Annotated in this window: 18 protein-coding genes and 1 other RNA gene; 13 read left to right on the top strand and 6 right to left on the bottom strand. The window is 41.4% G+C overall.

From position 1 onward, the window contains the following. Window positions 1-103 precede the first annotated feature (103 nt). Window positions 104-1,837 carry a type I secretion system permease/ATPase gene (locus GP480_RS00160; RefSeq protein WP_160094784.1) on the top strand — a complete coding sequence of 578 codons (1,734 nt, stop codon included), beginning with the start codon at window positions 104-106 and terminating at the stop codon, window positions 1,835-1,837. Window positions 1,838-1,841: 4 nt separating this feature from the next. On the opposite strand, the gene GP480_RS00155 is transcribed toward GP480_RS00160, so the two are convergent. From GP480_RS00155 to GP480_RS00140, 4 genes are all read right to left on the bottom strand, one after another. Then, window positions 1,842-2,897, bottom strand: coding sequence for a hypothetical protein (locus GP480_RS00155; RefSeq protein WP_160094782.1), 1,056 nt, complete (start codon window positions 2,895-2,897; stop codon window positions 1,842-1,844). 186 nt (window positions 2,898-3,083) lie between these two features. Further along, window positions 3,084-3,995 carry a riboflavin biosynthesis protein RibF gene (ribF, locus tag GP480_RS00150; RefSeq protein WP_160094780.1) on the bottom strand — a complete coding sequence of 304 codons (912 nt, stop codon included), beginning with the start codon at window positions 3,993-3,995 and terminating at the stop codon, window positions 3,084-3,086. Between the two features lie 21 nt (window positions 3,996-4,016). Beyond that, window positions 4,017-4,403, bottom strand: coding sequence for a DNA-directed RNA polymerase subunit omega (rpoZ, locus tag GP480_RS00145; RefSeq protein ID WP_067980382.1), 387 nt, complete (start codon window positions 4,401-4,403; stop codon window positions 4,017-4,019). A gap of 50 nt (window positions 4,404-4,453) precedes the next feature. Then, complete coding sequence (locus tag GP480_RS00140) at window positions 4,454-4,756, bottom strand: helix-turn-helix domain-containing protein (protein WP_160094778.1); 303 nt, start codon at window positions 4,754-4,756, stop codon at window positions 4,454-4,456. A 536-nt stretch (window positions 4,757-5,292) separates the two neighbouring features. Here GP480_RS00140 and GP480_RS00135 point away from each other — a divergent pair. The 10 genes from GP480_RS00135 (at window position 5,293) to GP480_RS00090 (ending at window position 12,655) form a co-directional block, all read left to right on the top strand. Next, window positions 5,293-5,991: an RsmE family RNA methyltransferase gene (locus GP480_RS00135; protein ID WP_160094776.1), complete on the top strand. Its 699-nt coding sequence runs from the start codon at window positions 5,293-5,295 to the stop codon at window positions 5,989-5,991. A 215-nt stretch (window positions 5,992-6,206) separates the two neighbouring features. Then, on the top strand, window positions 6,207-6,476 hold the full coding sequence (locus GP480_RS00130; protein ID WP_160094774.1) for a monovalent cation/H(+) antiporter subunit G: 270 nt from the start codon (window positions 6,207-6,209) through the stop codon (window positions 6,474-6,476). A gap of 30 nt (window positions 6,477-6,506) precedes the next feature. Further along, entirely contained in the window at window positions 6,507-7,043 is a 537-nt protein-coding gene (locus GP480_RS00125; RefSeq protein WP_160094772.1) for a DUF4040 domain-containing protein, read from the top strand. Beyond that, the gene (locus tag GP480_RS00120) at window positions 7,033-7,473 is read left to right on the top strand and encodes a Na(+)/H(+) antiporter subunit B (RefSeq protein WP_160094770.1); all 441 of its coding nucleotides are present in this window, start codon (window positions 7,033-7,035) and stop codon (window positions 7,471-7,473) included. Before GP480_RS00125 ends, GP480_RS00120 begins: the two co-directional genes overlap by 11 nt. A 209-nt stretch (window positions 7,474-7,682) precedes the next feature. Next, entirely contained in the window at window positions 7,683-8,009 is a 327-nt protein-coding gene (locus GP480_RS00115) for a cation:proton antiporter subunit C (protein WP_160094768.1), read from the top strand. A 214-nt stretch (window positions 8,010-8,223) separates the two neighbouring features. Next, a complete protein-coding gene (gene purM, locus GP480_RS00110) occupies window positions 8,224-9,192 on the top strand; it encodes a phosphoribosylformylglycinamidine cyclo-ligase (RefSeq protein ID WP_160094766.1) in 969 nt (322 codons plus the stop codon). Between the two features lie 186 nt (window positions 9,193-9,378). Then, on the top strand, window positions 9,379-10,200 hold the full coding sequence (locus GP480_RS00105) for a queuosine precursor transporter (RefSeq protein WP_237111352.1): 822 nt from the start codon (window positions 9,379-9,381) through the stop codon (window positions 10,198-10,200). Between the two features lie 346 nt (window positions 10,201-10,546). After that, an RNA gene (gene rnpB / locus GP480_RS00100) (RNase P RNA component class A) lies at window positions 10,547-10,903 on the top strand. 26 nt (window positions 10,904-10,929) lie between these two features. Continuing rightward, window positions 10,930-11,805 carry a hypothetical protein gene (locus tag GP480_RS00095; protein ID WP_160094764.1) on the top strand — a complete coding sequence of 292 codons (876 nt, stop codon included), beginning with the start codon at window positions 10,930-10,932 and terminating at the stop codon, window positions 11,803-11,805. Window positions 11,806-12,034: 229 nt separating this feature from the next. Next, window positions 12,035-12,655, top strand: coding sequence for a hypothetical protein (locus GP480_RS00090; RefSeq protein WP_160094762.1), 621 nt, complete (start codon window positions 12,035-12,037; stop codon window positions 12,653-12,655). A 515-nt stretch (window positions 12,656-13,170) separates the two neighbouring features. Here GP480_RS00090 and GP480_RS00085 read toward each other — a convergent pair. Further along, a complete protein-coding gene (locus GP480_RS00085; protein WP_160094760.1) occupies window positions 13,171-15,459 on the bottom strand; it encodes an ankyrin repeat domain-containing protein in 2,289 nt (762 codons plus the stop codon). 898 nt (window positions 15,460-16,357) lie between these two features. After that, a complete protein-coding gene (gene truA / locus GP480_RS00080) occupies window positions 16,358-17,089 on the bottom strand; it encodes a tRNA pseudouridine(38-40) synthase TruA (RefSeq protein WP_160094758.1) in 732 nt (243 codons plus the stop codon). 220 nt (window positions 17,090-17,309) lie between these two features. Between truA and dnaK the strand changes: the two genes are divergently transcribed. Next, on the top strand, window positions 17,310-19,220 hold the full coding sequence (gene dnaK, locus GP480_RS00075) for a molecular chaperone DnaK (protein WP_160094756.1): 1,911 nt from the start codon (window positions 17,310-17,312) through the stop codon (window positions 19,218-19,220). A 495-nt stretch (window positions 19,221-19,715) separates the two neighbouring features. After that, window positions 19,716-20,924 (top strand): tRNA guanosine(34) transglycosylase Tgt, encoded by a 1,209-nt coding sequence (gene tgt, locus GP480_RS00070; protein WP_160094754.1) that lies wholly within the window; start codon window positions 19,716-19,718, stop codon window positions 20,922-20,924. Window positions 20,925-20,936 lie beyond the last annotated feature (12 nt).

The raw sequence follows: 20,936 nt of genomic DNA, 5'->3' as shown, positions 1-20,936 counted from the left end.
ACAAGGCAAGGATTTTAATTCGTTAACACAGAGTTAGCAATTTTACATTGAGAGGCACATCTTTTCCTGAGATAATACGTTTCACATAGGTAATCAATGCGAAATGATGAAAATTACGGACGCGGCCGTTGAAGAAAAACTCAAAGAGACCATACTCCACAAAACTTTACATAAGTGCAAATCTGTATTTTGGACTCTTTTTTGGTTCAGTTCAGGAATAAATGTACTGGCACTATTCTTACCGCTTTACACCTCACAAGTTCTCGACAGAGTACTCTCAAGTGGCAGCACTTCGACACTAATAGCACTTACAATAATAACCTTGTGTGCTTTCGCGTGCTCATCAGTCCTTGATGCCTCGCGAGCCATGATCACCGTAAAAGTTGGTAACTGGTTTGATGACACCCTAACACCAGGTCTACTGAACAATGCGATTGCACTCATATCGGTTAGGCCAGGCACGTCAAGTAGCGAAACTATGCGGGACATGCAGATCATCCGTGGATTCCTTACTGGCCATGGAGTCTTTGCATTTTTTGATGCCCCATGGTCGATATTATATTTGGTAGCAATATTCTTAATAAATTTTACCCTTGGTATTGTCGCTATCATAGGTATTGTCACACTCATCGGCATCGCACTCTTAAACGATTTTGCAACTAGAAATCTTGCCCGTCAGAGCAATGAAGCAAATGTGCGTAATCTGAATGAGATAGAAATAGCAACACGAAACTCTGAAGTGGTAGAGGCTATGGGTATGGTGGAACCTATAGTCGAAAAGTGGAGTAAAAAAAATACTCTGGTAAGGGACGTACAGACACTCGCTTTGAGTCGTTCATACATAATCATGGCATTCACAAAGGCGGTACGTTTCACGTTACAAATCGCTGTAATCGGAATTGGAGCTTACCTTGCTATTTCTGGACACAAGACGGCAGGAGGGATAATTGCCGTATCAATTCTAATGGGGAGGGCATTAGCACCATTTGAAATAGCTATCTCGAACTGGAAAAATTTATCGCAGGCAAAAACTTCATATAGTAGGCTTCAAAACATGCTTATTACCTCCCCTGTAAGGTCCCAAGCCATGGAACTTCCTGAACCCACTGGGGAAATAGAATTCGACAGAGTAATATACACTCCATTGGGTGGTTCTAAGCCAACGATCAAAGGCATCTCTTTCACAATTCCAGCTGGTAAAGTAGTGGGGGTCGTAGGCAGTAGTGCAGCTGGAAAGTCCACTATAGCAAGGTTGATCGTTGGAGTTCTCAAACCACTAGCCGGGGTAGTACGACTTGATGGTGCTGACACGTACACTTGGGAACGTAAGCACTTTGGTAAGCATGTGGGATACCTTCCACAGGATATAGAATTATTTAACGCGACAGTTAAGGAAAATATTTCAAGATTTGACCCAAATATAGACCCAGCAGAAGTCGTGAGAGCAGCGAAAATTGCTGGTGTCCATGAAATGATACTGCACCTACCAAGTGGGTACGACACCGTTATAGGTGCGGGTGGCTCAGTCTTATCCGGGGGACAACGCCAACGTATAGGAATAGCAAGAGCTTTTTATGGAAATATAAAGCTTCTTGTACTAGACGAACCTAATGCAAATCTTGATTCAAGTGGAGAGGCGCATCTAGCCAAAGCCCTACGCTACGCAAGAGAAGCAAGGATCACTACACTTCTGATGACTCATAACTTTTCTCTGCTAAGCGAAGTTGAATGGCTTATGCTTGTAAAAGAAGGAACAATCGCGTTCCTTGGAGAGAAGGACGAGATCATCAAACAACTCTCCATAGGAACCAAAGAACAAGGCAGCGAATCTAATTAGGCACCTATATCCTACTTCGATTAATGACAGATTGATCAACCTTCGCTTCATTTAAGTTTGGAGAAGGGGTTCTACGCGAATCTCTAGTTGTGCTAGATTTGTCAGCCCCTGAAGAAGCATCTCGTGATAAATCTTGCATGCTAGTGCTAGAATCCCGATTTACTAGTTTGCCAGCATCCGGAGAAGCATTTCGTGATAAATCTTGCATGCTAGTGCTAGAATCCCGATTTACTGGTTTGCCAGCATCCGGAGAAGCATTTCGTGATACATCTGCCGTGGCATAACCTGGACGCACTGGTTTGCCAGCATTCGGAGAGGCATTTCCTGATACATCTGCCGTGCCATAACCCGGACGCACTGGTTTGCCAGCATTCGGAGAGGCATTTCCTGATACACCTGCCGTGCCATGACCAGGACTTACTGGTTTGCCAGCATTCGGAGAGGCATTTCCTGATACACCTGCCGTGCCATGACCAGGACTTACTGGTTTGCCAGCATTCGGAGAGGCATTTCCTGATACACCTGCCGTGCCATGACCAGGACGACTTACTGGTTTGCCAGCATCTGGAGAAACATGTGATAAATCTTGTGTAGATGTACCTATACTGATCATATCGAGGCTGTTTCTGAAATGACGCTCAAGGTTCAAAGCTCCAGTCTTTCTTTGGTACATCATGTACCCAGCACCCAAACCCAACAGAGAAGCAGATAAAATCCCCAAGACCACAGTTGCGGCTATAAGCCCATTATTTGCGGCGCTGAAAACTTCATGTGTTGGAACGGGTATAGGATTATGTGGAAAAATACCATTCCACCTCTGGAGTAGCTCGTTCAACTGTGCACCACACTCTTTTTCACTGCAAACGGCCTCCAACATCTTTCTTATGACGCTGTCGTCCGAGCCAAATTTCGCTAAGCTGTCTACGTAGACACTTAGGTCCCCAATTTCCACCTGATCAAGGTGACCAAGCGCATCTTTGAAAACATCAAGACCAAAATTCATCTTTAATTTTTCACTAAAGAGTTTCTGTAGGTGTTTTGCCAATTCATCTGTGTTCATAGTTGTGTATTCTTTTCCTAACATGTTTTTATTATAGCATTAGGATAAAAGAATTGCAATGCTAATAAAGTTTTTAATTTTAAAATTAAATAAACTTAATTAGCACATATAAATTTTAGCATGAACCAAAATAAAAAGACGCACCACACTGAGGAAGAATGAGATTACACAAATGAGAAAATGAACTTAAAAATTCATAGAAAGAGCGGCACGGATATCTGCCAGGATTTGTTCCTTTAATTCCTCAAGAGAAGAAAAAAGCTTTTCTTCTCGCAGAAAAGCTTTTAGGTATACTGTGGCCTCTTTACCATATACGTTATCAGAGAAGTGAAAAATGTGTGCTTCTAGGATAACTTCACCACTATCAGAGGTGGTGGGTCTTTTACCAATATTCGCTATACCGCCGTACCTGGTACCTTCTATCGAAATATCAACTACATACACACCAAGTTTTGGCTTAATTATATCCTCGGGAATTGCAATATTGATTGTGGGAAAACCGATAGTACTAGCAAGACCCCTGTCTCTCCGAATAATACCACGTATACTGTGATACCGTCCCAAGAGTTGCCTTACACTTAACACATCACCATTCTTGATGCCTGCCCGCACCAGAGTGGAAGAGTATCTACTGCCAGAAGCGTTAACCTCAGGCTTGATGATTACAGCCTTATATGAAAGCAACTCTTGATATTTCTTTATTTCAGTTATGCTACCGGAACTAAACCTCCCGAACCTGCAATTTTCCGCATTTACAAGGCACCTAAAATTCAAAAAAGAAGACAAAAACTGCAGAAAGTCCTCAGGAGACAACTTCCTAAGCTCATCATCGAACTTTACAAAATATAGAGAATCCACATACGGAGAGAGGAGAGCAATTTTAGTACACTGATCTGTAATAAGAAAGTCTTTTTTGCAGTTAAGAAAACAAAAAGGGTGAGGATCAAAAGTGACTACAACTCTATGTAAAGCAGCTGACTTACCCACACTAGACAGCGTAGACAGCAAAGCCAGATGCCCCAAATGCACTCCATCAAAGTTACCAAAGGTAACGACTGAAGGGTGGGAAAGTAGCTCAGGAGTATGGTAAACTTGCATCTACGGAGGCAAAAACCCTACCTACTCGTCCCCCTCATCTTCAGCAAAGGAAAACTCAGAATCAGAGAAAACTTCCGGATCACGCTCTTCGACAAGATCGTGATTAATGTGCTCTACGAGACCTCTAGCATGAGATCTAGCCGGACCAGAATCTGAGGAGATACCTGCGTAACCAGAACCTGAAAAATGGACTATTCTCCTTATGGCAGCATGGAAAAGCTTTCCATAATCCATGTTGAGAGAATAGAGCTCCTTCAATGCAATCACGGGGCTCTTATCACCTTCTTCGTGCTGGACATCAGGTAGGGAGCCGCTTTGTAAATCGTAAGCCCTCTGGCTTGCAAGTATCACCAGCTCAAATCTGGAACAGGACAGATTCCCATCCTCAAAGAAACGCCAATCGCGCATCGCAGACAAAAGAAAGTCATAGAGTAACACAAAAAACCGGAAGCAACAACTTACTTTGTCAACCTAACATCAACCTTCCAACCAAGAAGGATAAAAAATTTGAGCAACCTCTCTAAGGAAAAACCCTCTGTTTTGAAATTTTTTATCTGCGAAACTTTTGGCTGATCGATCTTCAAAAGACTGGCAGCATACTTCTGACTCCAATTGTTATAAGCAATGATCTGCGAAATTCTCTTCACAAGGATAGCACGCACATCACTAAGCTGACTGGCATCCGAGATACTGAAACGGTCCACATCAACGTACACCTCCTCTTCTGAGGTTTTATCACCTCTAACAATATCTTTTAGCATTATTTCTTTCCGTCCCAACTACTACACTAAGTGGTATTATAAACAATATTAGGTAAATTATCCATAAATAATATACTACACGGCACTTCCTAATTTCGAAAAATACTATATTTATTATGAACTTCACACCCAGATTGCAATATAAACAAACGCTATAAAAGTCCTAAACGCATTACGAAGGTAGATTAAAAGACAAGCTTCACCAAAGTGGCTATCGGGATTGTTCAATACTTACAAACTGCCGGCTTGTATTAGGGTAAAAAGAGCCACTCTGTATTAGAACAAAATTATTATGGTATGTCTACTGATTTTTCTTATCCATCACTTCCAAGGAATGATTTGATGAAAAATGTGTTTGTCATATCGGGCAAATCAATTTTGGATAGCGGTAAGTGCTAAGATAATCTGAACTATGCGCTAAGACAATTTGAACTACACAACTTTTTTGCGTCGTGATACTTACAATAAGTAAGTACATAACAGTATGCCCCTTTTGTTATGTTAAAGTGCGGTGTTTTTACTTTTATTAATCAGAAATGCGACTTACAAGGTTGTTTTTGAATGTTGGAACCATAGAGAAAGGTGTAAAAATTCATATAGATCCGAAAAAACAGCACTATTTATTTACGGTAATGCGCTTACAAAAAGAAGGCCAGGTTATAGTGTTTAACGGCCAGAATGGTGAGTGGATCGCAAAAGTTAAGCAAAATTTTTTGGTACCCGATGTACAAATTCAGCCACAAACAGCAGGTTATCCATATGAAATCAATTTGTGCTTTGCAATTCCAAAACACAAAGCGCTAAAGGAAATTGTTAGGCAGGCAACAGAGCTAGATGTCACAGCACTACGACCAATATACTCATCGCATGCAGAAAATAAGAACAGGGATCTCGAAAAGCTTGAGCTTTGGGTAATCGAGGCAGCACAACAATGTCGTCGGATGAGCATACCCACTCTACTACCACCTATCACCCTGAAAGAGGTGGAAACATATCACGAAAACGTGTTCATTTGCGATGAAACACTTTCTGACTCTGTCATTTGTGATATCCCCATCTTAAGCTCTTACACTATAGTCATTGGACCAGAAGGAGGATTCTCTAATGAAGAGCTCTCCTTGATCGATAAAAAAATCTCATTAGGTAGAACTATATTGCGTTGCAGCACTGCAGCAACCTCTGCAATAGCACAAGTGAGATCTGTGTACAGCCACCTAACACGACTTCCTAAGTGAAAAATTGAACTTTTCCACATATCTGAGATAATGGGCTTCATGCTTGCTTTGTGAGTGTTGGAAGCGGCTTGTTTTGTCCACTTAGGAATTGCATTGATCGTACATTCCCGTCTGTTTGGAGTAATGGGCTCTGTGCTTGCTCAACAAACACTCGAGATGGTTCGTCCAGTACGGCATTGGTATGCTTTAATTATCACGCGTGTGTGGTTTTGTTTATGATTGAATCGTTGTGGCTATTAATTGTCTTCATAGGGGTTACCTTTATGTTCAGCGGAACTGTTGGTATCATGCGTTTCCCGTGTTTTTTTTTGAAGCTCCATTCAGCAAGTATGACGGATTCTTTTGGTGCACCACTTATGCTCCTTGGATGCGCGCTCAAATTCGGATTTTCAGTTACAACACTAAAGATTTTGTTACTCATTCCAATAATGTGGATTACTTCTTCGCTTTGTTCATATCTCCTGTGTAAATCTAAATTGGGATGACCATATATTAACGCCTCAGAGTCAACAACTATGGAACTCATTATATTGAGGATCACACTTTTATTTCTCCTCCTTTTTGTCACCACGGCATTGGCCCGTGTTGAGGATCTATTAACAGAAGTTATCTATCTTGGTTTGATTAGCTTCCTTCTTACCCTTTCATATATGGCAATGAATGCAGCAGACGTTGCAATTACCGAGAATGCCGTAGGGAGCTGTATCTCGACCATCTTCGTTTTATGGGCTGGGCATTTAATCGGTAGAGAAGGTATTCACTATTCGAGGAGTACCGTTCTCGCTCTATTTACGAGCATCATGCTTGGAAGCATTCTGCTTTATATTACAGTCGATCTTCCCATATACGGTTCACCTACTGCTGCTGTGAACAATGAAGTTTACCGGTATTACTTGGAAAACACAGAACCGTTATTTGGTTTTCCAAATGTCGTTACAGCAGTGCTAGCTGGTTTCAGAGGATATGACACTTTGATAGAGACGATTGTTGTTTTCACAGCGGCTTTATCAGTTTTCATTTTATTAGGCTTCAGTAAAGGAAATGATAGGTGATAAAGTGTTGAAGGTCCTCGCTTCAGGAATTATCCCACTTATTATTTTGTTTGCCGTGTACATTCAAGTACATGGCGAGATTTCCCCTGGTGGAGGCTTCCAAGCCGGTGTATTACTTGCAGCATCTTTAATAACGTACTCGCTTGTATTTGGTCTCGATCCACTTCTTCATTTTCTTGGTCCAAAGACTCTCATCCGCCAAGGGGCAACTGGTGGACTGCTTTACCTATTAACAGGCTTAGTGCCGTTACTTCAGAATGCATCATTTCTAGAGCACTCTCATGTAATTGAGAGCTTGCCCATACTGTCTCAAGAAATTGGCATTTTTGTTCTTGAGTTGGGCGTGGGACTTACTGTTTTCAGTTCAATACTAACTATATATATGTGTTTTTCACTTTTGCTAACGAAAAAGATATCCGACACCGACTAGCGCGAAATATTCATATCCAAATGTGTCCATATGTATTTCTACTTTCACCAATTGAGAAAGACACTTAGTACTACCTCGTGTGTAAGAACTTCCTGTGTGAGTATGTTCATTCGTGTTTTCACAGTTGCTGATAAAAACCACTTTATTGGTCAAGATAAAAACCTTTTGTGTAAATGTGCTATGCTGGAGTGCAACCGATAAAAGTACTTATGTTCACGTTTTACAATTACGCAGTAGTAGTATGGTTAATGGTGGTTGGATTGTACATAACAATGGCAAGTCCCAGACCGATAAAAAAGCTCATAGGCCTTGGGCTTTTTCAGTCATCAGTTTTGTTGCTTTATATATCTCTCGCGTATATTGAGGGCGCTGCGACCCCGGTAATTTCGCCCGGTGTAGAAAATTATGTGAATCCCTTACCTCATGTTTTAATGCTCACAGCAATCGTTGTTGGCGTTGCAACCTTAGCGTTAGGTCTAACATTAGTTATACTGATGAACCAAACACCAAAAGATAGTAATACAAAAAACATCTAGGCTTGGGCCGAAGGTCTCGTCCTTTGAGTATTCTTGTCATCCAATGTGGACTTTACTGCTCTGATCATATAAAAAGTACTATCCTAATTCCCTGAATTGTGAGAAAAGCGAGCTAGTGGAAATACCACAACAAATTGTGGTACAATCGCGGTCTGCCTGCGTCCGTATACATTTATCACCGCGGCACCTTTTTCAGCGGTGAGTTCTGCCTAAAATGAAAAAAACTCTCTCTTATAAAGGCTCCGGTGTGAATATAGATACCGCGAATAGCTTTGTTGATTTTATAAAAAAAAACGCAGAAGTTGATAGTCATTGTGTTTCCACTATTGGTGGTTTTGCTTCTTTATTCTCCATGGGTAATTTGAATTACAAGGACCCAGTTATCGCTGCGGCAACGGATGGAGTTGGAACCAAGTTACTGATAGCAAATGAGTGCAACAACCATGCAAGCATTGGTATAGACCTAGTGGCCATGTGCGCTAACGACCTGATCTGTCATGGGGCAAAACCACTCTTTTTTCTTGATTATTACTCCACAGGAAAACTTGAGCTTGGTGTAGCACAGGCAGTAATCTCAGGGATTCTGGTTGGCTGCAGAGAGGCTTCCATGTCCCTAGTAGGCGGAGAAACCGCTGAAATGCCTGGTTTATACGGTGCTGGTGAATATGATTTGGCCGGCTTTGCTGTTGGAATCGTCGAAAAGGAGGAAATCCTTCCACAAAATGTTATGAAAGGCGACATCCTGATTGGATTAAGGTCATCTGGTTTTCATGCGAATGGATTTTCACTTATCCGCAAGGTTTTCTCCAGCTTAAATATTGGGTACTCAACACTGTTCGATGATAGAAGCTGGGGTGAGATACTCCTGACTCCAACAAAAATATATGTGAAGTCACTTCTTTCCTTGAAAAAATTCATAAAAGCAGCTGCACACATCACGGGTGGCGGACTATTAGAAAATCTCAAAAGAGTCCTTCCTGAAGAGTTAAAAATTTGCATTCAACCTTATGAGTTTCCCGAAATCTTCAAGTGGCTCATGTTGAATGGCAATATTCCACGGGAAGAAATGTTGACTACTTTCAACTGTGGTATAGGGATGGTTCTGGTTGTTGCAGCACAAAACGCAGAATTTGTTTCGGAGGCACTTGGGGAAGAAGCTCTAATTCTTGGAAACCTTAGGTAGGATTTCAGTAATTTAAGCATCAAAGTTTACTCTCGTGTTTTAGGCTACGCTTTCCCGAAATATTCACTCAGTTCCCTTGGAATAGGAAAGATTTTGATCATATTTAACCTCGGTGTTAATCTCCATCCTTTTGGACCGCACCTATCTTAAACACTCATTTGGTCTTTTAATAGGTTACCTCTCAATGTGACATACAACAGTGTAACTACCGCTTTGCATCTACCATCCTGCTTAAAAATCTCGGATATTTATGAAAATGGACCATCAGTTTACATTACCTTGGAACAAATATTTCTGGATTCAATAAAATACTTGGAAGGTCTTCCATCATACACAATTAGCCTGCTGGAGTTTCTTCTGTGCATGATGACGATACTTATAAGTTTTAAATTCTTTGGAGAGAAGGGAATTTATGCCTTCAGCAGTTGTGTTTTTATTCTTGCAAATATACAGGTCTTAAGACAGGTACAGTTTTTTTTTCAGGATACTCCAGTAGCACTTGGAACAATTTCTTTTTCATCAATTTTCCTTGCTAACAACATTCTGACAGAGTATCGCGGAATTAAAGCGGCAAAGACTAATGTGTATTTGAGTTTTCTCTTATATACATTCTTCACCTTAGAAATAATAATTACGCTAAGCTATAACCCTAAAACAGACGTCCACTATTCATGCATGCAAAAGCTCTTTCAAAATAATGCTACGCTTCTATTTTCTGGAGTTATTGCATATTTGGTCAGTCAGCTTTCCGATATCTATATCTTCGGTGGTTTAAAGCAGATCCTTCCAAAACGACGTTTCCTTTGGCTACGCAACATAATAGGTACAGGGGTGTCATCGTTGATAGACAACATAATATTTTCAACTCTTGCATGGTACATTCTTACAGGAGAGCCAGTCGAAATGAAAAGTTTAGTGTTCACATACATACTAGGAACATATTGGATAAGAGTATTAGTTGCATTACTGGGAACCCCCTTTCTTTATTTTGCGAGGCGATTAGCATAAAGAGGACTAGTTGGGAGTCTTTTTGGAAAATATCTTCAAGTTTTTTAAGCTGCTCAAAATTCCCTTGCAAAATGATCAGAACAAGTAGGAACTAATTGATATCTCTTCCTAAGAGACACCTTTACAAGTCACATGTAATTAGCTGCCATGAGAAACATCATTTTTCTATTTTTCAAAACAATTAAGACAAAGTCCTCAATCAACACCTCTTTTTGTAAGACACTTCAAGAACCGCTTTGTCATTGTCACGCAAGGACAATTGAGATAAAGGCGCGGTTAATGTTTCTTTTAGGAAAAAGCTTTTTAATACCTTCTATAAGCTGTTTAGAGTTGGTATACTAGCTTGTGAGGTGCCTGAGGTAGTCGCTGCTCTTTTGATAATTCAAAAACTGAGGAGAGGAAAGTCCGGGCTCCACGGGAGAATGGTAGCGGATAACTTCCGCCGGGCTTAGCCCAGGACAAGTGCCACAGAAAATAACCGCCTGTTTTTTCGGGTAAGGGTGAAAAGGTGCGGTAAGAGCGCACCGCGTTCGCGGCAACGTGAATGGCATAGGTAAACTCTACCAGGAGCAAGACCAAACAGAAGAAGAGTGTGCTCTCGCGCGATAGATTCTTTGGGTAGGTCGCTTGAAGTGCACAGTGATGTGTGCCCTAGATGAATGACTACCATCTACAGAACCCGGCTTATAGGGCACCTTGTTTTGGCTGAGCTTATCGGAGTGGGAAAATATGCAAGATGGCGGAAAAATACCAAAGTCACTTAAAAAGAGAATAGAGGAGTCCAATATTATTGGAGATCTAGCTTCTGGAATGAGAACCCGGAAAAGCAGCTTAGAGGCTAATCAACAGGTTTTTTTTGAGGAAATAGGAAGGACCAGCTCTGCTCTGGCGGAATTCTGCCAACAACACAAAGCCACTCTTGGATTAAACGATTTACACAAATTATCCACGGAGGAAGTAACTCTTCAAGCGCGCTCATTAGTGGAACATTATGGGGTGGTGTTGGAGTGTCACGGCGAAATACAGGCTCTACACGAAGCAATTATACAAGCTGAAAAAAGGATAAAAGAGGTAAGCAAAAGAGAAAAAGAGGCCTTGCTTGCAGATTTCGCAAAAATTTCGGCTTCATCTGCAGCCATTGTACAGATCAGTGAAAAGATAGAGAGACTTACTGGCATAGACATCTCTAATGGGATGTCGGGTTTGATGAAATCGTTGGGAGCAAAACTCGCTCCTAAAGGAAACGATTCAGATCCTACAAAAACACTCTCTGATATTGATTGTCTCAAGAAAATTACAAGTGCCAAGTCTATCAGTATGCCCATGACGTTGGTCAAGGCTGTGATTATTGCTATTGTCGCGCCAGGTGGCATTCCATTAGTTGGAGCAGGTTTGACAATGCTCCCAATTGTAACGATGGCTTGGCCGGCTATGGTGGCTTGGGATGTGTTAAAGTTGCCTGGCAACATTGTAGGCTCGCCTTTTGCTACTGGCAACCTAAACCTCTTGGTTAAAGAGTGTGAGGCAGGTTTTAGCAGCGGTCCTGTGATTGCAGAGAATATGCCACAATATACTCAGAAAGATTCAAGGGCAAGAACATTGTAATAAGGATTAGCATTACTCAGATATCTTTCGCCTAAAGAGATACACTGCTTCGACATCTTGATCTTATTAGTATTTCGCCTTGTAGTTGCTTCCATATCGTAGGGGTATTTCCTCCTATATGCGATGTCATTTTTAAAAACATCTTCTGTTAACATTTTTATACTCAACAAAATTTTTACTTTATTCATCTTAAAATATACCTAATGTTTATATCGGATAAGGTTAGCTAATGCATTCCAGACGGATCGTTTCACATCGGAATATATACAATATTGTCAAGAACTGTAGTGATTTTTACATTAGGGCCGAAGGGTTTAATCCATTTAAGACGATCTACTGGCTTTGTATCATCATCATTGCCACGTTTTTTTTGCTCTACTGCACCTCAGGAATGCTGACAGCGGACCCATCAAAGTACTCCCTGGACAATCTTGCAGTTTCGATGATTGTCATTGGAGCAATATTCATGTTTCTAGTTGCAACGGCAACCTATCTAATCTGCAAAACGCAGAGAATGCTCGTCATAACAGAGTTCCAGAATCTCTTGTTTGCAAGCGCAATGAGAAAAGATACTATTTTTTATGCGATCATCTCCAAAGATAGTGTCCTGTATATGGACGCACCGTGCATGGAACGAGTTGGAAAGGATTGGAGAACAATCAGTATAGAAAAATTTTTCCAAAGGCTGAACCTTGATCATGAACAATCCTCTGGTTACGTGGAAAGCCTTTCCCTAAATAAGGAGTTTTCCGCAATATTTTCCAAGGAAAAAGAAGCAATAGAAATCACCCTTACTCCCCTAGACAGGCCCATTGGGTTTTTTGCGGTTTCTGCAAGAGAGAAAGGTTAAAACACCTCCCAGATGAACCCATCAGTGCAATCTTTTCTTGCATCTGAAACGTTCTTGGGTGAGGATCCTCAGATTAGTGCTATACCTTCTTTGCGGTTTTAGGGTGTTCCCAGATAAAATTTTCTCTTTGGTGCCACATCCTTTTGCAATTAAAGGATTCCTCATGTAAGAAGCCCGACGCAATATTTCTTGCACCTGGAATACCCTCGAGTGAGCCACTCTGGTTCATAACTTCGTGGCAGCCTTAAAGTATACCAAATCTCTGTGAAAATCATGGTTAATTTCACCGGACCTAGCCACTCAAGAAAAGCCGCTCCGCTAGAAGTAAACGCTTCTAGATCAGGTATTTGTACGCTCTGAAACTGTACCAACCGCAGTACAGACACATTCCACAAATAAGACCGACACCCACTCTGTTGTACAGTACTTGAGGAAACTCATCCCGTACACAGAAACTTCTTTACAGGAATCATGCAATACGCATCTATATAACCTTCCCCTAGAGTGAGGATCGATTACTCACCAAGACCTTTCGCTTGCTCATCATGTATACTCTCTACTGTCAAATCTTGCACACCTTCTCCGGGAGTATTACTGGGGCAAGAATCCTCCACAGACAACACTCCTTTCGCAACGGGAAGTTTAGATTCGTCACCTGAACCGCGTCTCTGAACGTCCATAGTACCACTATACACAAGAAGAGAGGAGGCAGAAGGAGACGAAGAATATACACTAAGCGGATCTCTCGCTCCTCTAACATCAGTCCTTGCCGTTTCTGACTTCCCAATGCCTTCAGGTCTGAAATGAATCTCATGACTTTGATCCAACAACACCCCATTGTTGAAACTCGGCTTAAAGATTTCCCCAGGAACCCCTATTTTCTCAAGAGACTTCTCGCTTGACTCCTTTAGAGCCGAAGAAAGCAGCAAAAAAGCTAAGGCAAATAAAACAAGATAGAAAGCGGCTGTAAAGAGCACAACTGCAACAGTGATTGTTGCAGATCTCGTGTCGTTAGTTTGTTTGGAACACAGAACGTAGAAAACTCCAGCTACTATTGCGATGATTGATATGCAGAGGAAGCAAAAGGCGGCTAAATTAACAAACATAGCCTTCGTTCTTAGGCTAGTGATCTTTTCCTTCGCAGTTCTTTCTTGTCTATTTACAGCGCGGGAAACGCAATCGTTCACAGTAAAACCCCAGCTGTACAAATCTTGTTCCATAGATTGAACAAGATCAGATACAGAGATACCTTCAAATATGTTTTTTTGGCTGAACAAATGCCTGAGGTTTACTTTGTCTTCAAGATAGTGAACCAGAGCCATGAAATCAGTGGCAGAAAGACCTCTTGAACCTACAAGACTTGCACAAGTGTACATAGTGCTACGTCCTGCGGCATCCATTGAGGAAAGCGCATGCTGAACCAAGTTTGGATCATCTCCTACAAGATCCAGCATAGCTGTCATAACATAAACTGCCCTACGAATAGGCCTTCCATCACCACTAGGACCGGCAAGCATGGCTTGCAGTGGATTCATACCATCAGGGACAAAAACAGGTGCTGTGAGAGAACAGTCCAAAGCCCCAGTCGTAATTAGACCCAGAAGAGCTTGCTTGGACAACTTATACTTTTTCAGTACCCTAACTGACTCAGGATCAGCAGCACAATGCAACGGTGTAAGCCCACCGGAACGTTGCTCAAGTATGCTTAACACAAGATCCTTACTTCCACCGGGACCAGTAACAAGCGAGTCAAGCATTACTTCTACGCATTCTGCTGCACCCAGGGAAAATGCCAGCTGTAATGGAGATAGGGCATAACCCCAACCTGTACAACTCATTAATTTATGTCTACCCTCGGTAGACAGAGGTGCTAAAATTCGCTTAACAGCCCGTGTGTTACCACTTGAAATTGCATTACTCAAAAAGCGCATTGAAAAGCGCTCTGAAACTTGCTCGTTATTTTTCCTATTTTTATTTTCCATAGAGGACTCTACAACTTTTTTGAAAGGTGTATGAACCCACGTGTTATACAGCGCACCTAACTTTCTGATCAGAATCCCAATAATCTCCTCATGTCCTTCGCGTGCGGCTCGGTCGAACGGAGTGTCACCTACCAAATTACACCTTGTTAGTAGAGATGCTAACTCCTCAGAAGTCAGAACATCAGTTAGACTCCGAACTATTGCAGGCTTCCCTGTGGATACAGCCTTACCAAGTGCGTTATCAGCTCTATGTCTAATGTCATCATATGCAGCAATTATATAGACCAGTGAAGTCTGATGTAAACTATCGTGATTAACCCTTCTCCCAATAGCCTTCACTGCTCCGACCACTAGACTCGCTATCTCTACATTGCCGGAGGCAAGTGCAGCAGCTAAAATCGTATTCCCATTACTATCAGCCGTGCTCCACATAGCCGCAGCAGCAAAGGGTGGTTTACCATCTTGCCCACACGCGCTTGATACTTTGTTTAGTAGTAACTTCAGAATCTTTGTTTCTTCAAGTGCAATTGCAGTGTGCAGCGGCGTGCATTCAGGAAAACAATGTGTCGCTCCTGTTTTTTTGGTGCACAAATTCACCAAGCAGTCACCAGATAGTTCCTCTACCACACATTTGAGCACTTCTGGATTCCGTGTTTCCACTGCAAGTTGTAGAATACTACGTCCCTCAGAATCAACCGCAGACCAGAGAGATTCACTTGACCCAGCACCGTCGTCCTCACCCAACTCTGCCCTTCGAAGTAGCAACGCTAAAGCAGCAGTATCTCCTGCTTCGACCACCGCACATATTTTTCCAAACATCATTTCACTCCTGAAAAAGTATTTTTTCACTTGGTTCCTGATGATACCAGCACAACAGAAACCAACTAGCACTTACGTGTAACCACACTTCCATGTATGTGGGAGTGTTATGTATCCAAAGCACTCTTTATCTACTAGCCTACCAGCAATAATTCACCAAAATAGCATTACTAACACCACCAAAAAAGGAAAATAGCCTTATATAAACGAGAGAATACTACCCCTCAACACAATTATCACAATCGAGTAAAGGAGCTGTAACAACGCCCTGGAATCGCACCATCCTTGGTCATTTCAGCTAGCGGCCTCAAACATCAATCCGATCACCTTCACATGATCAACTCTACTCTTGGACCAATTACTAAAACCTTTATCTTTATTCGTAAACGATAAATATTTAATATAAGTTCCCGTGAGTGGAGCACAGACTGTAATAATCGGTATATTCAACCTTCGGAATAATCTCAAAAGAAATCACACCTATCATGAAAAACAGAAACAGACACTTTGCATATACCCACTCACGAGGACAATTCTTCCGGCAGTTCCATGAGGCACACCTCTATCAACACCAGGGATGTTAAAACCCAGTTCCAAATCAACTTTGCAAGGAAACACCGCACCTGTAACCACAACATCTGTACTCACAAACACACGGCCTATCGCTATCAAGAGCTTCTCACTGAGAAATCAACCGCCAAAACGCGCTCAACAGCAGGTGCCAGGAAAAGCTAAATTAAGCATGTGCAGAAGCAACTATTCTTATTCAGTCACTAGCATTTACTTTTTCTTCACAAGTACACCAAGGCAGATAGTGCATCGAAAACAGATCTTTCAAGATTATAACATAGTAGATTAAGAAAATCTATTTATACTTATATAGGCATAGATTGCTTTTGCTTCAATAATCTACTTTCAAGAGATATAAACCACACGGAGGAGCAGTCGGACCAGCATAACAACGATTTCTCCCAGAGAGAATCTCTGTAACACTCACGAGTTTTCCAGATGCAATGGCAACCAAAGTACCAACCATTATCCGCACTTGATGATGCAAAAATGACTTGGCAGAAGCATAAAAAATGATTTCTTCTCCATTTTTCTCCACCTCCAATCTATCTAGAGTCCTAATAGCGTTAGAAGCACCACATTTAGATGAACGAAAACTTTGAAAATCGTGTTTCCCAACAAGACATTGAGCTTGTTCCCTCATAAAATCCAGATCCAATTCCCAAGGTACATGCCAATAACGGTTCCTAAATACTGCCAGGGGTGTCTTTCTATTTATGATCCTGTATTGATAGTGTCTCCTAATAGCAGAAAATCTGGCATCAAAAGTTTCATCAACAACTTCCATGTTCAGCAGAACTATTAACTTCTCTTTCAAATGGCAATTTACTGCATTTACTATCTGGAAAGGCTGCAAAGTGGATTCACGTACATCAAAATGAAAGACCTGCCCAAGAGCATGTACCCCTGCATCTGTTCTGCCAGCAACACTAACTGCTATTTTCTCCTTTAATAAAAAACTAAGGACTGATTCTAACTCTTCCTGCACAGATGGAACAAACATTTGTTTCTGCCAACCAGAGAAACCAGTACCAACATATTCAACGGTCGCTTTGTAGCGCATAAAGACCTAACAAACTACCTGCTAGAAATACTTAATACACAAATAGAAAATGAAAAACGGTCCCAAACGGGGAAACATACCATAAGTACCGCAGTCATTGAGAAAGCCTATCTGAGGCCTCAACAAACAGAACCTTAAAACATTGGTGATGCCTTATCTTGTAATTCAGGGACTTCATAATTACATATAGTTTTGTGGGAAAAAATAATAAGACACTTTTATGGCAGGCGAAATAGCAATAGGAATAGATTTAGGAACTACAAATTCATGTGTAGCTATCAAGGATAAAGTTATAGAGAATGCAGAAGGAGTAAGAACTACACCTTCAGTAGTTGCATTTACATCGGATGGCCAGACTCTCGTTGGCGCTCCGGCACAGAGACAAGCCGTTACAAATGCTAAGAACACAATTTTTGCCTCTAAGCGACTTATAGGAAGACGTTTTAAGGACAACCTTATCAAGGGAATACAGAAGGACTATCCGTACAAGATTGTAGAAGCAAAAAATGGTGATGCGTGGATTGAAGCAGGAGGCAAATCTTATTCTCCGAGTCAGATAGGTGCAAATATACTGATCAAACTAAAAGAAGCAGCTGAAACCCATATCGGCAAAAAAGTCACAAAAGCTGTAATTACAGTGCCAGCCTATTTTGACGATGCACAACGTCAGGCAACAAAAGATGCAGGAAGAATAGCTGGACTTGACGTTCTCAGGATCATAAATGAACCTACAGCTGCAGCACTGGCTTACGGTCTGGATAAGACTGCAACAACAAAGAATATTGCTGTCTTTGACCTGGGCGGTGGAACTTTTGATGTTTCAATTTTAGAGCTTGGCGATGGAGTCTTTGAGGTAAAAGCAACAAATGGTGATACCCACCTAGGAGGTGAGGATTTCGACAGGATAATACTCAACTTCTTGGTTGAAGAATTTAAGAAAGAAAATGGCATGGATCTTAAGAACGATCCACTAGCTCTTCAAAGACTCAAGGAAGCAGCAGAAAAAGCGAAAAAAGAGCTGTCTAGTACCCAGGAAACAGACATTAATCTTCCGTACATTACTGCTGATGCTACAGGCCCTAAACACCTAAATGTCAAGTTTACAAGAGCGAAACTCGAATCGCTTGTTTCTGATCTTATTGATAGAACAATAGAACCATGCAAAAAGGCCTTGAAGGATTCGGGACTCAAAAGAGAGGAGATCAATGAAGTCGTTCTTGTAGGTGGGATGACAAGAATGCCGGCTGTAGTCAAAAAAGTAACTGAATTTTTTGGCAAGGAGCCGCATAAAGGCGTAAACCCGGATGAAGTCGTCGCTATCGGTGCCGCGATACAAGCAAATATACTAGCTGGCGGAAGCGATGCACAAGATATAGTATTGTTGGATGTTACACCACTTTCCCTTGGCATAGAAACATTAGGTGGTGTTTTCACAAAGCTCATAGACCGAAACACCACAATCCCAACTAAGAAGTCACAAACATTTTCCACAGCAGAGGACAATCAGTCTGCTGTGACAATTAGAGTTTTCCAGGGAGAGAGGCAGATGGCTGGTGATAACAAGCTTTTAGGACAATTTAGCTTGGAGGGTATTCCCCCTGCACCGCGCGGAATGCCACAGATCGAAGTAACATTCGACATCGATGCAAATGGAATAGTGCATGTATCGGCAAAGGATAAAGGTACTGGAAAAGAGCAAACAGTGAAAATCCAGGCCTCCGGTGGTTTGACAGAAGAAGAAATCAAGAAAATGGTAGATGAAGCTGCTTCAAAGGCCGATGAAGACAAAAAAAGAAGAGAACTAGTTGAAGCGAAAAATAATGCGGAAAGCTTGATCCACTCTACAGAGAAGTCACTTTCTGAATATGGTAGCAAGATTAGTTCGTCGGAGAAACAAAGCATAGATGATGCAATTAATGATCTGAAGGGTGTCCTAGCAAAAGATGATACTTCTCTGATTAAGGAAAAAACCGATGCTCTTTCTAGGGTTTCTATGAAACTAGGTGAGGCAATGTATAAGGAATCACAAAGTACATCCAATGACTCCTCGCCTAAGAATGACAACACAGAAGAAGGAGAAAAGGTAGTAGATCCTGAATATGAAGAGGTAAAAGACGAGGACAGTAAGTAGTCAGGGGATGCGGTTCGTTTTCCCTACTTCATAAAAACCAAGTGTACAGCGTAGCAGCGTTTTTGCTTTTGCTATTACGTGTGCTGCGTCTGTCTCTTGCGAGTATCGGCTCTATTGCAAGCGGTACCGTATTGGGAGGTTCTTTTATTGGAAGAGAATCATTCATGAAGCCTCGACCCATAGCAATCCATAAGCTTTCCTGTAAACCGGTATAGACAAATAAAAACTCTATGGAACCAGCTTCCTAAAACTCGCTACAATAGTCAAATCTTCCCGGTACCTAATAGCGTTTGTATGCAAAAAGCATAGAACACTTAATCTTTCCGCTTTTGAAAGAATGGATCTGTGAAGCCGCAACAAAATACTGCGGCTGCTGATACTTAAAACTTTCCTACTACCTACCACTTGCACTCAAAAAAATCCTGGATGTTTAATTGGTGGAAGACGCTCGTGAAGCTATAATAAAACTCTACGATTGTTAGCACTCAAGACAAAATGCACGAATCGGAAATTTTCCCTCGATTCAATTACCTGGAACATGGAAAAAAACGCCCGAGGACTGGTAGGATAATAACTAAACACGGAGTGATACATACACCAGCCTTTATATTTTGTGCAACCCGAGCAGCAATAAAGGGCTTGGAAATACACCAAGTCAAAGAAGCCGGATCTCAAATAATACTGTCAAATACCTACCACTTGATGCTTAAACCCGGAGGAGAACATATAGAGAAAGCCGGTGGAATACAGAAGTTCACAGGGTGGAATGGACCAATGTTAACCGATTCTGGAGGTTTTCAGGCCTTCAGCCTAAACACAAAAGATAAGACAAATGTACAAGAACTAAAAAGAAAATACTCTAGGACATCTAACAGTTCCGGCATTATCGCAATATCGGAGGAAGGAATAACCTGCAAATCTTACTATGATGGAACAAAGTTTTTCCTGTCCCCTGAAAAATCGATGGATGTTCAAATAAAACTCGGAGCAGACCTCATTGTTGTGTTAGATGAATGCACTAAATTCTCGTTGGAGAAAGAATACAATAAGGAAGCTCTAAAAAGAAATGAAAGGTGGGCAGATAGGAGTCTTTCGTACGCAGAAAAAAATCGTAAGGCATGGCAAGGGGTCTACGGAATTATACATGGAGGAACTTTTGAAGATCTAAGAAAGGAAAGCGTCGAGTTCAACAACAGTAGGGAACTCTTTGGAAATGCAATAGGTGGTTCCCTCGGAAGGACTAAAGAAGAAATGAAAGAGGTCGTTGAGATGTCTATAACAAACCTAAATAGAGAAAGACCGGTTCACCTCCTTGGAGTGGGTGGCATCTCTGATATTTTCATGGGTGTCGATATGGGAGTGGACACTTTTGATTGCGTCCACCCAACTAGAATAGCCCGGCATGGAGGAGCTCTAATAAAATACTCCTCTTATCCAGAAAACAATGGTAAGGAATACATAAATCTCAGAAACAACATCTTCAAAAACTCCGACTTACCAATCGATGAATCCTGCGATTGTAAAATCTGTAAAACTTATTCTCGCGGATACCTAAACTATTTACTCTCTGCCAAAGAAAACATCGCATTCAATATAATCACCTACCACAATATATATTTTATGAATAAACTCATGGAGAAAATAAGACACGCAATAGAGAAGAACTTAGATCTCGAAGAGTTAAAAAAACTCTACTGTGGATAGATGATATCTCCT

Origin of the sequence: Neorickettsia findlayensis (assembly GCF_009856525.1) — a bacterium.
Lineage (GTDB): Bacteria > Pseudomonadota > Alphaproteobacteria > Rickettsiales > Anaplasmataceae > Neorickettsia > Neorickettsia findlayensis.
This window is presented reverse-complemented; position numbering and strand designations above follow the sequence as displayed.